The following is a 12839-nucleotide window of genomic DNA, read 5'->3' as shown; positions in this document are numbered from 1 at the left end:
GCCTGTTCTGCGGCCAAGTGAGTGCGATTGCAGTATCCTGCGTGTCCCTGACTGGAGCTGCCCATGGCCAAAGATATCGACAACCCCTGCGTTTCACTCTGCCAGCTCAACAGCGAGCTGTGTGTGAGTTGCGGGCGTACCCGCGAGGAAATTCGCAAGTGGCGGGGGATGAAGCGCCCGGAGAAGATGGCCACGGTGCAGCGGGCGGCGGTGCGGTTGAAGGCGGTGGTTAAGAAGCATGCTCGGCGGGGTGGGTAGTGGGCTGATGGGCGGAGGGTGTTCGCCGTGAGGGATGTGGCGCCTATGAGATCGAGCGCTGCCTCTGTTGTAGCGAACCAATTGCCAATACCATTGATGCACACCTTCGATCAAAGCCGTGGAGCCCCAGGGTGAGCATCAACTTCGACCTGAACGACCTCAAGGCCTTCCGCGCCGTCGTCGAGCAAGGCAGCTTCCGCCGCGCCGCCGATACCGTGCGCATCACCCAGTCGGCCCTGAGCCGACGCATCGACAAGCTCGAAACCGCCCTGGGGGTGAAGCTATTCGAACGCACCACCCGCAAGGTTGCGCTGACCAATGTCGGCCGGGCCTTCCTGCCCCAGGTCGAACGCCTGCTCGATGACCTCGACCTGGCCCTGCTCAGCATCGGCGACGGTGGCGCGTTGCGCACTGGCACCCTGACCATCGCCTGCGTGCCATCCGCGGCCTACTACTTCATGCCCCACGCGATCCGCGCGTTCCATGGCCAGTATCCCAAGGTGCGGATCAGCCTGCTCGACGCCTCGGCCAACGAGGTGAGCGCCGCGGTGGCCTCGGGCGAGGCGGATTTCGGCCTGAGCTTCACCGGCAACCTGGCCCCGGAAATCGCCTTCAGCCCCCTGCTGGAGGAGCGCTATGTCATCGCCTGCCGCCAGGACCACCCCCTGGCACGGCAGGCGGTGGTCACCTGGGCCGAGGCCTACAGCCACGACTACATCACCCTGGGCAAGGCCTCGGGCAACCGCCTGGTGCTGGACCGCGCCCTGGCGGGCATGCAGGTGGAAAAACAGAGCCTGTGCGAGGCGCAGCATGTCACCACTTTGCTGGGCCTGATCGAGGCGGGGGTGGGGATCGCCGCCGTGCCGTCGATCGCCATGCCGCTGGGCGCGCACCCGATCCTGGCCCAGGTGGCCCTGGTGGAGCCGCAGGTGACCCGGCAGATGGGCGTGCTCAAGCGCCGCGGGCGCACCTTGACGCCCGCGGCGCTCGAGTTCGAGCGCTTGATCCGGCAGTTGCCGGGCACTTTAGCGGGGCACTGAATCCAGGCCGGTGGCCTGCACGGTGCCTTGCACCTGGGGCGAGGCCAGGTAGTCGAGCAGTTGCCGCGCCTCGGCGGGGTGCTGTGCGCTGGTGGGGATGCCGGCGGCGAAACGGGTCACCGACTGCACGTCTTCGGGCAGCTTGCCGGCGAAGGTCACGCCGGGCACCGGCAGCAGTTCGGCCACCTGCTGCAAGCCCATCTGGTAATCGCCCTTGGCGACCACCGAGGCCACCGGGAGGCGCTCGATCATCGTGCCGCGCGGGGCCAGTTGCGCCTGGATGCCGAGCTTTTCGAACAGCTGACGCTCGACATACACCCCGCTGGCGCTGTCCGAGTAGGCCACCGAACGGGCGGCCAGCAAGGTCTTCTTCAAGGCGGCCGTGGTGCTGATGTCTGGCTTGGGTTCGCCGGCCCGCACCACCAGGCCGATGCGTGAGTCGGCCAGTTCCACCCGCGAATCGGCGGCAACCTTGCCCTGGCGGATCAGTTCATCGAGGGCGTAGCCGACCATGATCACCACGTCGGCGGGCTCGCCCCGTTGCAGGCGATTGGGGATCGCCTGCGGCGCCTTGCCCATGGACGGACCGAGCACGGTGGTCAGGGTGTTGCCGCTGGCGGCGGCGAACTGCGGGCCGAGACGCTGGTAGGCGGCGGTGAAGCCGCCCGAGGTCATCACCCTGAGGTCGGCGGCCAGGGCGACGCCACCCGGCGCGCTGACGGCCAGGGCGAGCGCCAGGAGTCTGTGCAATGGCTTCATCGTCGCTCCTCAGGCCGGCACGGTCGCAGCACGCACGGCCAGGCGGCGGTACAGCACCAGCGTGGCGGCGAACGCGCAGCAGGCGGCGACCATCATCCAGTAGGCTGGCGCAGCCTTGTCGCCGCTGAGGTGAATCAGCCAGGTGGAGATCGCCGGGGTGAAGCCACCAAACAGCGCGGTGGCCAGGCTGTAGGCCAGGGAAAAACCGGCCACCCGCACCTGCACCGGCATGATTTCGGTCAGCGCCGGGATCATCGCGCCGTTGTACAGCCCATAGAGGCAGGAGAACCACAGCAGCACTTCGAGCATGTGCCCGAAGCTCGGCGCCTGAGCCAGGAATTCCAGGGCCGGGTAGGCCGTCAGCAGGGTCAGCAGCGACATGGCCAGCAGCAGCGGCTTGCGTCCGAAACGATCACTCAGAGTGCCGCCGATGGGCAACCAGATGAAGTTCGATACCGCCACCAGCAGGGTCACCAGCAGTGCATCGCGGGTGCTCAGTTGCAGCACGGTCTTGCCAAAGGTAGGGGCGTACACGGTGATCATGTAGAAGGCGGTGGTGGTCATGGCCACCATCAGCATGCCCAGCAGCACCACGCTGGCGTTGTCCAGCAGGGTGCGCAGCACGGCCTGCATGTCCGGGCGATGCTGGCGCGCGGCGAACTCCTCGGTCTCGGCCAGGTTGCGCCGCAGCAGGAAGATCACCGGGATGATCATGCAGCCCACGCCGAACGGCACGCGCCAACCCCAGTCCGCCAGCTGTGCCGGCGCCAGCCATTGGTTCAGGGCAAAGCCCAGGGCGGCGGCGACGACGATCGCCACCTGCTGGCTGGCCGACTGCCAGCTGGCGTAGAAGCCCTTGTGCCCGGGGCTGGCCATTTCGGCCAGGTACACCGACACGCCGCCGAGTTCGGCCCCGGCGGAGAAGCCTTGCAGCAAGCGCCCGAGCAGCACCAGCGCGGGGGCCCACAGGCCGATGCTGGCATAGCCGGGCACCAGCACGATCAGCAGGGTGCCGCTGGCCATGATCCCCAGGGTGACGATCAGGCCCTTGCGCCGGCCGATATTGTCGATATACGCGCCCAGCAGCACGGCGCCCAGCGGTCGCATCAGGAAACCTGCGCCGAATACGGCGAAGGTCATCATCAGCGCGGCGAACTCGTTGCTGGCAGGGAAGAAGGCGGCGGCAATATAAGTGGCATAGAAGCCGAACAGGAAGAAATCGAACTGTTCGAGGAAGTTTCCGGACGTGACCCGAAAGACCTGGGCGGCCTTCGACTGGCCACGGGGCGCAGGCTGATGCATGGGGTTCTCCAGCGTTTTTTGAACTTATTTGTAAGTGCTTGTAACTGGAGATTCTGGGTGAAAGCGTGCCCGAGGATAATCGTTGTTTTTGCATGTATTGATGCACTTTCGCGATCAATCCTGTTGTGGCAGCCAGCCAGGCGCCTATCGCGATAGCTTCTAGACTTGCCCAGACACTGGCTGCCGGTGGAGAGCGGCAAATGCGTAAACTGTGGCGCAAATACCTGGACCTGCTGGACGCCGACCTGAGCACCAAGGTCTTCGACAATTTCAAGAACCTGCTGGTGTGCGGCCTGCTGTTCGCCGCCGGCACCGAGGCCATCCATGGCAATCACCAGATCCTCCTCGGCCTGTGGGCCTCGAGCCTCACCGGCTGGGGCCTGATCATCGTCTCGGCGGTGCTGTTGCTGCTCAACATCAGCGATACCTTGCACCGGCTGGCCAAGCTGCCTTACCACAGCGTGCTGCAGGTGCTGCTGTGCGTGCTCTACCTGGTGCTGGCGTCGCGGGTGGTGGAGATCGTCTGGAGCTTTCGCGCGGAGTAGGGCGCAAGGCTGTGGTGCTATCCATGGTGCCCGCAGTGCCGCCATTGCTACCTGTGCCTGGCGGCGGATTCTGCTAGTGTACGCCGGCCGCCAATGACCATGCGGCGCAGGTGATGTGCAGATGACAAGGACGGTTGCAGTGAACGATACCCCTTCGCTACTGAGAAAAATGCTGCTTTGGGCCCTGGGGCTGGTGGTGGTGCTCCCCGTCATGCTGCTCGCAGGCTATGCCTGCCTGGCGGCCATGATCATCATCCCGGCCATGTCCTTCGAGCGGCTCGATGATCCTTGGGCGTATCACCTTGCCCGTTTGGGCGCGGTTGTCGTGGTGGCCATGGGCTTGCTCGGCCTCAGGGCCGGAGGTCGGCTTTACCGACACTTTCTGCGCAGTACCCGAGCACCGGCGTGGGCACGTTCTGCCTGGCTTGGCCTGGCCTGCGGCACTACGGCAAACCTGGTGTTCCTGGGCTGGTTGCCCAGGCTCGAGCAGCATGAACTGATCCTGCTGGGGTGGCCGCTGCTGGGCAGCGTGGCATTTGCCCTGTTGCTGCTGGGCGCCAGGCAACGCCGTCACCCAGCCCTGGGCTGAGGCGATTGGCTGGCCTTACAGCCTGACGGCAACACTTGCCGGCAAAAATCCCGGATAATGCCGGCCATTTATCCGTCCCGCCCGCTTTCTGGTACCCCGCGCATGGAAATCAAGGTCAATTTTCTCGACAACCTCCGTCTGGAGGCCAAGTTCGACGACTTCACGGTGATCGCCGACCAGCCGATCCGTTACAAGGGCGACGGCTCGGCGCCGGGGCCGTTCGACTACTTCCTGGCCTCGTCGGCGCTGTGCGCGGCGTATTTCGTCAAGCTGTACTGCCAGACCCGCGACATCCCCACCGACAATATCCGCCTGTCGCAGAACAACATCGTCGACCCCGAGAACCGCTACAAGCAGATCTTCAAGATCCAGGTCGAACTGCCCGAGGACATCAGCGAGAAGGACCGCCAGGGCATCCTGCGCTCCATCGACCGCTGCACGGTGAAGAAGGTGGTGCAGACCGGCCCTGAGTTCGTCATCGAGCAGGTCGCCAACCTCGACGCCGACGCCCAGGGGTTGCTGATGCCGATGTCCGACAGCGCCACCTACATCCCCGGCAAGGACTTGCCGCTGGAGCAGACCATCGCCAACCTGTCGGCGCTGCTGGCCAACCTGGGGATGAAGATCGAGATCGCCTCGTGGCGCAACATCGTGCCCAACGTCTGGTCGCTGCACCTGCGCGACGCGCAGTCGCCGATGTGCTTCACCAATGGCAAGGGCGCCACCAAGGAAGCGGCGCTGGCCTCGGCGCTGGGCGAGTTCATCGAGCGACTGAACTGCAACTTCTTCTACAACGACCAGTTCTGGGGCGAGGAGATCGCCAACGCGCCGTTCGTGCACTACCCGAACGAGCAGTGGTTCAAGCCCGGGCCCAAGGATGCGCTGCCGGCCGAGATCCTCGACGAATACTGCCTGGAAATCTTCAACCCGGACGGTGAGCTACGTGGTTCGCACCTGTACGACACCAATTCGGGCAACAAGGAGCGGGGCATCTGCTCGCTGCCGTTCGTGCGCCAGTCCGACGGCCAGACGGTGTACTTCCCGTCCAACCTGATCGAGAACCTCTACCTGAGCAATGGCATGAGCGCCGGCAACACCTTGCCCGAGGCCCAGGTGCAGTGCCTGTCGGAGATCTTCGAACGGGCGGTCAAGCGCGAGATCCTCGAAGGCGAGCTGTGCCTGCCGGACGTGCCGCAGGCGGTGCTGGCCAAGTACCCGGGCATCGTCGCCGGCATCCAGGGGCTGGAGGAGCAGGGCTTCCCGGTGCTGGTCAAGGACGCCTCGCTGGGCGGTGAGTTCCCGGTGATGTGCGTGACCCTGATGAACCCGCGCACCGGTGGCGTTTTCGCCTCGTTCGGTGCCCACCCAAGCTTCGAGGTGGCGCTGGAGCGCAGCCTCACCGAATTGCTCCAGGGCCGCAGCTTCGAGGGCCTGAACGACCTGCCGCAGCCGACCTTCGAAAGCCACGCGCTGACCGAGCCGAACAACTTCGTCGAGCACTTCATCGACTCCAGCGGCGTGGTGTCGTGGCGCTTCTTCAGCGCCAAGGCCGATTTCGAGTTCGTCGAATGGGACTTTTCCGGCCACGGCGAGGACTCCAACGCGCAGGAGGCCCAGACCTTGTTCGGCATCCTCGAGGCGCTGGGCAAGGAGGTGTACATGGCCGTCTACGACGACCTCGGTGCCACCGCCTGCCGCATCCTGGTGCCGGGCTACTCGGAGATCTACCCGGTCGAAGACCTGATCTGGGACAACACCAACCGCGCCCTGAATTTCCGTGCCGACATCCTCAACCTGCACAGCCTCGACAACCGCTCGCTCAAGCTGCTGCTCAAGCGCCTGGACAACGCCGAGGTGGACGACTACACCACCATCACCACGCTGATCGGCGTCGAATTCGACGACAACACGGTGTGGGGCCAGTTGACCATCCTCGAGTTGAAGCTGCTGGTGCACCTGGCGTTGCAGCGTTTCGACGAGGCCAAGGAGCTGGTGGAGATGTTCCTGCAGTTCAACGACAACACCGTCGAGCGTGGGTTGTTCTACCAGGCGCTGAACGTGGTGCTGGAAGTGGTGCTGGACGATGAGCTGGAGATGGCCGACTACGAGGCGAATTTGCGTCGCATGTTCGGCAACGAGCGGATGGACGCGGTGCTCGGCTCGGTGGACGGCAGCGTGCGCTTCCATGGCCTGACCCCGACCAGCATGAAGCTCGAAGGGCTGGACCGTCACCTGCGCCTGGTGCAGAGCTACAAGAAACTGCATGCCGCGCGGGCGAAGGCGGCAGGGCTGTAACCACAGGCTCCACTGCAAACCACGAAGGGCCGCTTGTGCGGCCCTTCGTGCGAATGCCGTTATTGCGGCAACTGCGCCTGGGCGCGGGTGCAGGCGTCGTCGAAGACCTCGTTCAGCTTTTTCGCCAACGTGTTCTCGATGACGGCGGCCGTCAGCAGGCCTTGGCTGAAGCCGATGCTTTGCGCCTTGGCCTCAGCCAGCTGCTGGTGGTTTTCCGCTTCGGCCATGTCGCCCAGGTAGTGGGCAGCGCGATAGGCGTAGCGCTCGGGGAGTGCCAGCTGTTCGAGGGCCGTCAATGAGAGGGCGAACTGTTTGGCGGCGGCGGGTTTCAGGCTGAGGTGCTCGAACTGGAGCAGGCTCAGGCGATCGGTAGTCAAGGCGAATCTCCGTTTCTTTGCGGGAACACCCGGTTACTCTCCTGCGTTTTGCCGCGTAACGGAAGGGGGCGTGGGGAAATGCAGCGAAAAAAGCTGCATTGCCTTTGGGGCGTCGCTCGCAGGGGAGCTGGGACGTGAGGGTTTTTGACCGCGGGGAGGCTGCCAATAACCCTCTCACCCAAATAGCTTGAAAGGGCTCTGGCAACGTGGCCCGCCAGGGGCGGATGGCGGGGCACCTTAGCATGGCTGAGCGGCAGGCGGCCCGGGTGCTGCGTGCGCCTGGCGCATCTATGCTGTGAGGCGGGGCATTCAGCCGATGGAGGTGGATCATGGGCACGTTCACACGGGGTTCATTGCTGTTGCTGGTGCTGGCCACGCCGGTGCTGGCGCAGACCGTCACCCCGCTCAAGGGCCAGAGCAGCCAGCAGTTGCAGCAGGACATGGCCGATTGCAACAGCCTCGCCAGCAGTTCGAGCAGCAGCGACCCGCATGTCGGTGGCCGGGTCAAGGGCGCCGCGGCCGGGGCGGTAGCGGGCGCGGCCGGCGCCCAGGTGCGGGGCAACCAGCATGAGGCGGTCTATGACCGGGCCAGCGACGATGCCAAGCAGCAGTACCGGCAGAACCGCGCCGGCGAGGTGGCGGCGGCCGGCGCCGCGGTGGGCGGCATGCGCCAGCGCCAGGAGCGCCGGCAAGACCGCCGCGGCCAGGACGAGGCCCAGGCCAGCGCCTACAGCGGCTGCTTGCAGGGGCGGGGTTACCAGGTCAGCCCTTGAGCTCGGCCAGGACCTCGGCGGCAGTGGTGACCTTGCCGAAGTGGTGCTTCCACAGGTCGATGCCCAGCAGGCCGGAGCGGTCCAGCGACGAACCCATGGTCAGGTCGCTGACCAGGGTCGGGCACAGGCCGGCGTCGAACAGGGCGAAGCCTGCGGCCAGCACGCAGGTTTCGGTCTGCAGCCCGCACACCAGCACGCGCTCGACGCCCAGGCCCTTGATGTAGGCGAGGGCCTCGGCGCTTTGGCCGTAGCCGTGCTTGACGAACACCTTGTCGGCCTCGACCAGGGCCACGTCCTCGCGGGCTGGGTGCCAGCCGAGCTGGCGCTGGAACGGGGTGACCTGCTCGTCATGCAGCTCGATCGAGGCGAGGGTGGGGATGTGGGCCGAGAGGACGCGGATGCCATCGACCAGCTTCTCGGAAGGGCTGAAGGTGGACTGCACGTCGACGATGAGCAGGACTTGGTGCATGGCGGGTTCTCGGACCAGGTTTAAGGGCCGGCGAGTATACCGTCGTGCCCGGCTGTCGTGGCACCCATGGGGTCGGCCTGCTGGCGCTCCAGCACCTTGCCCGTCGTGTCCACCAGGCTAACAACCAGGACCTACCAGGCATGGCCACGTTGCAACAAATGTGGGGCGGATTCATCCGCGCTGCGCCGCGCGGGCGGCGCTCGATCTGATGGGCGCTGCATGGCGAACGGCGGGCACCTCTGAACGCCAACATTCCGGCCACCCTCTGCTACCCTTGAGCCTCAGCACCGAGGCTGAAATCCGTCGCTCGCTGTCCAGCGTTCACCTCCCAGGCTAAACCCTCATCGCGCGGTACGACCCTATCGGGAGGTGCGCATGCGCACGCGACTCTCATGCGTTCTGGCAGTGATGCTATTTCTGCAGGGAGCGCCCGTGCTGGCGCAAACCCCAGACCCAGGGCCGCCCGGCCCCGACGCGGCCAGCACCCAGGACCGCGTGTTCGACCAGGCGCAACTCGACCAGATGGCCGCGCCCGTCGCGCTCTATCCCGACCCCTTGCTGGCCCAGGTGCTGATGGCCAGCACCTACCCAGGCGAGGTCGCCGAGGCGGCCAACTGGTCCAAGGCCAACCCCGACGCCAAGGGCGACGCCGCGGTCAAGCAGGTTGCCGGGCAACCCTGGGACCCCAGCGTGCAGGCGCTGGTGGCGTTTCCCCAGGTGCTGGCCGTGCTCGCCCAGGACCCGGTCTGGGTGCAGCGCCTGGGCGATGCCTTCCTGGCCCAGCCGGACGACCTGATGAACGCGGTGCAGCGCCTGCGCCACAAGGCCCAGGTCGCCGGCAACCTGCAAAGCAACCCGTACCAGAGCGTCACCGTGCAGGCGCCGCCACCGGCCACCACCCAGCCACCGCCGGCGGCCAGCAACTCGACCATCATCATCCAGCCCGCCGACCCGCAGACGGTCTACGTCCCGGCCTACAACCCGACCACGGTTTACGGCACCTGGTCCTATCCGGCCTCGCCACCGGCCTATTATCCGCCGCCGCCGGCCTATTACCCGGGGTCGGCGCTGTTGGCCGGGCTGGCGTTCGGCACGGGGGTGGCGATCATCGGATCGCTGTGGGGCAACTGCGACTGGCATGACAACGACATCGACATCGACGTCAACCGCTACAACAACATCAACGCCAACAACCGCATCGGCAACACCCAGAACAAATGGCAGCACAACGCCGTGCACCGCGACGGCGTGCCCTATCGCGATGCCCGCAGCCGCGCGCAGTACGGCCGCCAGCTCGACGGAGCGCGCCAGCGCGCGGCCTATCGTGGCGACGATGCCCAGCGCGCCCGGGCCCGGCAGCAGGCCCTGGACTCCATGGACCGGCATGGCCTCGAACGGCCCGCCACCAGCAACCTGCAGGCCCGCGACCGGGTGCGCCAGGCCCAGGCCGAGCGCGACAACCCAAGGGCGGCGCAGCGGCCGGGCCAACGGGGCCCGCGCGATGGCCAGGCTCGCCAGCCGCTGGCCCAGCAACGCCAGAATGCCGGGCGGGCGCGCAACAATGCCTTCGCGGGCGTGCGTGCGCCGGCCGGTAGCCGCGCCCAGGCCGACCGTGGCCGCAGCAGCCAGGCCTTCGCCCAGCGCGCCACGCCCTCACGGGCGATGGGGCAGCCGGTGTCGCGGCCGTCAGGGGCGGGCATGCGCCAACGGGGAGGGGGCCGTCGATGAACAACCATCTACCGATCGCCTGGTTGCTGGCGGCAGGCCTGGCCTGGCCAAGCCTGTTGCCGGCGCAGGAAATGTTCGCCAGCCCCGGCCAGGCGGTCGAGGCCTTCGTCGCCGCGCTGGCCACCGAGCCGCCCGACGAGGCGCGCTTCAGCCAGTTGCTGGGCGATGACTGGCGCACCTATATCCCCCGAGGCGGCGTGCAGCGCCGCGATGTCGATACCTTCCTGGCGCAGTACCGCGAGCAGCATCGCCTGCAGCTGAGCGGCGAACACCGTGCGTTGCTGGCGGTGGGCCACGAGCGGTGGACGCTGCCGATTCCCCTGAGCCAGGGCGCCAACGGTTGGCATTTCGACCTCAAGGCCGGCAGCGCCGAGATCCGCGCCCGGCGCATCGGTCGCAACGAGCTGGCGGTGCTGCAGTCGCTGCTCGCCTACCATGACGCGCAAATGGAGTACGCCAGCCAGGACCGCAACGGCAATGGTGCCCTGGAGTATGCCCGGCGAATCTTCAGCACCCCCGGCGAGCATGACGGCCTGTACTGGGCCGATGAGCGCGATGGCCAGATCAGCCCGCTGGGCCCGTTGTTCGGCGAGGAGAAGGGCGGTGAAGACTGGTACGGCTATCACTTTCGCATCCTCGACGCCCAAGGCCCTTCGGCGCCCGGTGGCGCCTACGACTACCTGATCGGCGAGCGCATGGTGCGTGGTTTCGCCTTGGTCGCCTGGCCTGCGCGTTACGCCGACAGCGGGGTGATGAGCTTCATGATCAGCCACGAGGGGCAGGTGTTCGAAAAGGACCTCGGCCCTGACGGCGAGCAGGCGGCCCGGGCGATGCAGCGCTTCGACCCGGACAGCAGCTGGCAGGCGGTGGCGCTCGGCGCCGAGTAGGGGCGCGGCCTTGGGCCGCGAAAACGGGCGCAACGCGCGCCCGGCAATGCCAGATGACGTGGAGACGCTATGCCCCATGACGGCAGCCTGTTGCAGGCCACGGTGGTATTTTTGCTGGCGGTGGTGGTCCTGGTGCCGCTGGCCCAGCGCCTGAAGCTGGGCGCGGTGCCGGGCTACCTGTTCGCCGGCATCCTGATCGGTCCCGCGCTGCTGGGCCTGATCGACAACCCCGACAACGTCGCGCGGCTGTCGGAGATGGGCGTGGTGATGCTGCTGTTCGTCATCGGCCTGGAACTGTCGCCGCGCAGGCTGTGGACCTTGCGCCGGGCGCTGTTCGGCATCGGTTCGCTGCAGGTCGGCCTGACCGCCCTGGTACTGGGCGTGCTGGCCTGGCTGCTGTTCGACCAGGCACCGGCCAGCGCCTGCGTGCTCGGCCTGGGCCTGGCGTTGTCGTCCACCGCCTTCGGCTTGCAGGTGCTGGCCGAGCGCAAGGAACTGGGCAAGGCCCATGGCCGCCTGGCGGTGGCCATCCTGCTGTTCCAGGACATCGCCGCGATCCCCTTGATCGCCGTGGTGCCGTTGCTCGGCGGCAGTGTCAGCACGGCGGACGACGGCGCCTGGCCGGTGCTGGCGGTGGTGCTGGGGCTTGCCGTGGTGATCGTCGCTGGCCGCTACCTGCTGCGCCCGGTGTTCCGCTGGACCGTCGGCTGCGGCCTGCCTGAGCTGTCCACGGCCACGGCGTTGCTGGTGGTGTTGGGTACGGCCTGGGTGATGGAGCATGTCGGTGTGTCGATGGCCCTGGGCGCGTTCCTCGCCGGGGTGCTGATGGCCGAGTCGGAGTTCCGCCACGAGCTGGAGTCGCAGATCGAGCCGCTCAAGGGTCTGTTGCTGGGGCTGTTCTTCGTCGGCGTGGGCATGGCCGTCGACTTGCGCCTGTTGCTGGGCATGCCGCTGCAGGTGCTGGGGCTGACCCTGCTGTTGGTGGGCATCAAGCTGCCGTTGCTGTTCGGCCTGGGCCGCCTGGCTGCAGGCCTGGACCGCGCCCAGGCGCTGTGCCTGGCGGTGGTGCTGGCCTCTGGCGGCGAGTTCGCCTTCGTGGTGTTCAAGCTGGCGTTGCAGCATCAGGTGCTGGCCCAGCAACTGCACGACCTGCTGGTGCTGGCCATCACCCTGTCGATGGCGGTGGTGCCGCTGGTGATGATGGCCCTGGCCCGGCAACTGCGCCCTGCGCCACCGGCCGCGCCCGGGCAGATCCCCGAGGTGGAGGAAGCGGCGCAGGTGGTCATCGCTGGCATGGGCCGCCTGGGGCGGGCCATCGCGCGCATGCTGCGGGCCGAGGGCATCCGCCTGGTGGCCCTGGACGCCTCGCCACGGACCTTGGAACGTGGCGCCGCCGATCTGTACTACGGCGATCCGTCACGCTCGGAGGTGCTGCGTGCGGCCAAGGTCGGCGAGGCCGCGCTGGTGATCGTCGCCGGCGACGACGCCCAGGCCAACCAGAAGACTGTCGATGTGCTGGCGCAGCTGTACCCGCAACTGCCGGTGATCGCCGCCGCCCGCGACCACCGCGATGTGCTGCGCCTGCTCGATCTAGGGGTGAGCCCGGTGCGCGAGACCTTCCACTCCAGCCTGGAAATGGCGCGGCGGGCCTTGATCGTGCTGGGGCGCAGCGAGGCGCAGGCGGCGGCCTGGCTGCAGGGTTACCAGCAGCAGGAGCGCGCCGGGCTGCTGGCGCAGCACCGCCAGGGGCGCTTGCCGGATGAGGATGGGCCGTCGGCGGGGGACCGCCAGTAGGGTGTGCACAATCGCGGAGGTGG

13 protein-coding genes are annotated in these 12839 nt (G+C 67.1%); 9 read left to right on the top strand and 4 right to left on the bottom strand.

The features are described from left to right. The first annotated feature begins 63 nt into the window (after positions 1-63). A complete protein-coding gene (locus NJG22_RS13845; RefSeq protein WP_253095237.1) occupies positions 64-258 on the top strand; it encodes a DUF1289 domain-containing protein in 195 nt (64 codons plus the stop codon). Between the two features lie 131 nt (positions 259-389). Then, positions 390-1298 carry a LysR family transcriptional regulator gene (locus NJG22_RS13840; protein ID WP_253095235.1) on the top strand — a complete coding sequence of 303 codons (909 nt, stop codon included), beginning with the start codon at positions 390-392 and terminating at the stop codon, positions 1296-1298. Here the strand turns inward: NJG22_RS13840 and NJG22_RS13835 are convergent. After that, positions 1284-2057 (bottom strand): substrate-binding domain-containing protein, encoded by a 774-nt coding sequence (locus tag NJG22_RS13835; protein WP_253095233.1) that lies wholly within the window; start codon positions 2055-2057, stop codon positions 1284-1286. The genes NJG22_RS13840 and NJG22_RS13835 overlap by 15 nt on opposite strands. Positions 2058-2066: 9 nt before the next feature. Continuing rightward, a complete protein-coding gene (locus NJG22_RS13830; RefSeq protein ID WP_253095231.1) occupies positions 2067-3359 on the bottom strand; it encodes an MFS transporter in 1293 nt (430 codons plus the stop codon). 200 nt (positions 3360-3559) lie between these two features. On the opposite strand from NJG22_RS13830, the gene NJG22_RS13825 reads away from it, so the two are divergent. The 3 genes from NJG22_RS13825 (at position 3560) to NJG22_RS13815 (ending at position 6788) form a co-directional block, all read left to right on the top strand. Next, a complete protein-coding gene (locus tag NJG22_RS13825) occupies positions 3560-3904 on the top strand; it encodes a hypothetical protein (RefSeq protein ID WP_253095230.1) in 345 nt (114 codons plus the stop codon). A 139-nt stretch (positions 3905-4043) separates the two neighbouring features. Beyond that, the gene (locus NJG22_RS13820) at positions 4044-4493 is read left to right on the top strand and encodes a hypothetical protein (RefSeq protein WP_253095229.1); all 450 of its coding nucleotides are present in this window, start codon (positions 4044-4046) and stop codon (positions 4491-4493) included. Between the two features lie 102 nt (positions 4494-4595). Next, the gene (locus NJG22_RS13815; RefSeq protein ID WP_253095228.1) at positions 4596-6788 is read left to right on the top strand and encodes an OsmC domain/YcaO domain-containing protein; all 2193 of its coding nucleotides are present in this window, start codon (positions 4596-4598) and stop codon (positions 6786-6788) included. 59 nt (positions 6789-6847) lie between these two features. On the opposite strand, the gene NJG22_RS13810 is transcribed toward NJG22_RS13815, so the two are convergent. Further along, complete coding sequence (locus NJG22_RS13810; RefSeq protein ID WP_253095227.1) at positions 6848-7165, bottom strand: hypothetical protein; 318 nt, start codon at positions 7163-7165, stop codon at positions 6848-6850. Between the two features lie 329 nt (positions 7166-7494). Here NJG22_RS13810 and NJG22_RS13805 point away from each other — a divergent pair, with 329 nt between their 5' ends. Next, positions 7495-7938 carry a YMGG-like glycine zipper-containing protein gene (locus tag NJG22_RS13805; protein WP_217848417.1) on the top strand — a complete coding sequence of 148 codons (444 nt, stop codon included), beginning with the start codon at positions 7495-7497 and terminating at the stop codon, positions 7936-7938. Here NJG22_RS13805 and NJG22_RS13800 read toward each other — a convergent pair. Next, a complete protein-coding gene (locus NJG22_RS13800) occupies positions 7928-8407 on the bottom strand; it encodes an isochorismatase family protein (RefSeq protein WP_253095226.1) in 480 nt (159 codons plus the stop codon). The two genes, NJG22_RS13805 and NJG22_RS13800, sit on opposite strands and share 11 nt — an antisense overlap. Before the next feature lie 375 nt (positions 8408-8782). On the opposite strand from NJG22_RS13800, the gene NJG22_RS13795 reads away from it, so the two are divergent. The 3 genes from NJG22_RS13795 to NJG22_RS13785 all read left to right on the top strand — a co-directional run bounded on the left by NJG22_RS13795 (position 8783) and on the right by NJG22_RS13785 (position 12816). Beyond that, positions 8783-10135, top strand: a complete 1353-nt coding sequence (locus tag NJG22_RS13795; RefSeq protein WP_253095225.1) for a DUF3300 domain-containing protein — start codon at positions 8783-8785, stop codon at positions 10133-10135. Next, positions 10132-11022: a DUF2950 domain-containing protein gene (locus NJG22_RS13790; RefSeq protein ID WP_253095224.1), complete on the top strand. Its 891-nt coding sequence runs from the start codon at positions 10132-10134 to the stop codon at positions 11020-11022. The genes NJG22_RS13795 and NJG22_RS13790 overlap by 4 nt, the downstream gene beginning before the upstream one ends. Before the next feature lie 69 nt (positions 11023-11091). After that, on the top strand, positions 11092-12816 hold the full coding sequence (locus NJG22_RS13785; protein ID WP_253095222.1) for a monovalent cation:proton antiporter-2 (CPA2) family protein: 1725 nt from the start codon (positions 11092-11094) through the stop codon (positions 12814-12816). The last annotated feature ends 23 nt before the right edge of the window (positions 12817-12839 follow it).

This window comes from Pseudomonas sp. VA159-2, assembly GCF_024126635.1.
GTDB classification, from domain to species: Bacteria; Pseudomonadota; Gammaproteobacteria; order Pseudomonadales; family Pseudomonadaceae; genus Aquipseudomonas; species Aquipseudomonas muyukensis.
This window is presented reverse-complemented; position numbering and strand designations above follow the sequence as displayed.

Bases quoted from the DNA above. Each gene is read 5' to 3' on its own strand.
- NJG22_RS13830 (WP_253095231.1), bottom strand. From the start codon at position 3,359: ATGCATCAGCCTGCGCCCCGTGGCCAGTCGAAGGCCGCCCAGGTCTTT.
- NJG22_RS13835 (WP_253095233.1), bottom strand. From the start codon at position 2,057: ATGAAGCCATTGCACAGACTCCTGGCGCTCGCCCTGGCCGTCAGCGCG.
- NJG22_RS13825 (WP_253095230.1), top strand. From the start codon at position 3,560: ATGCGTAAACTGTGGCGCAAATACCTGGACCTGCTGGACGCCGACCTG.
- NJG22_RS13815 (WP_253095228.1), top strand. From the start codon at position 4,596: ATGGAAATCAAGGTCAATTTTCTCGACAACCTCCGTCTGGAGGCCAAG.
- NJG22_RS13805 (WP_217848417.1), top strand. From the start codon at position 7,495: ATGGGCACGTTCACACGGGGTTCATTGCTGTTGCTGGTGCTGGCCACG.
- NJG22_RS13795 (WP_253095225.1), top strand. From the start codon at position 8,783: ATGCGCACGCGACTCTCATGCGTTCTGGCAGTGATGCTATTTCTGCAG.
- NJG22_RS13845 (WP_253095237.1), top strand. From the start codon at position 64: ATGGCCAAAGATATCGACAACCCCTGCGTTTCACTCTGCCAGCTCAAC.
- NJG22_RS13800 (WP_253095226.1), bottom strand. From the start codon at position 8,407: ATGCACCAAGTCCTGCTCATCGTCGACGTGCAGTCCACCTTCAGCCCT.
- NJG22_RS13790 (WP_253095224.1), top strand. From the start codon at position 10,132: ATGAACAACCATCTACCGATCGCCTGGTTGCTGGCGGCAGGCCTGGCC.
- NJG22_RS13785 (WP_253095222.1), top strand. From the start codon at position 11,092: ATGCCCCATGACGGCAGCCTGTTGCAGGCCACGGTGGTATTTTTGCTG.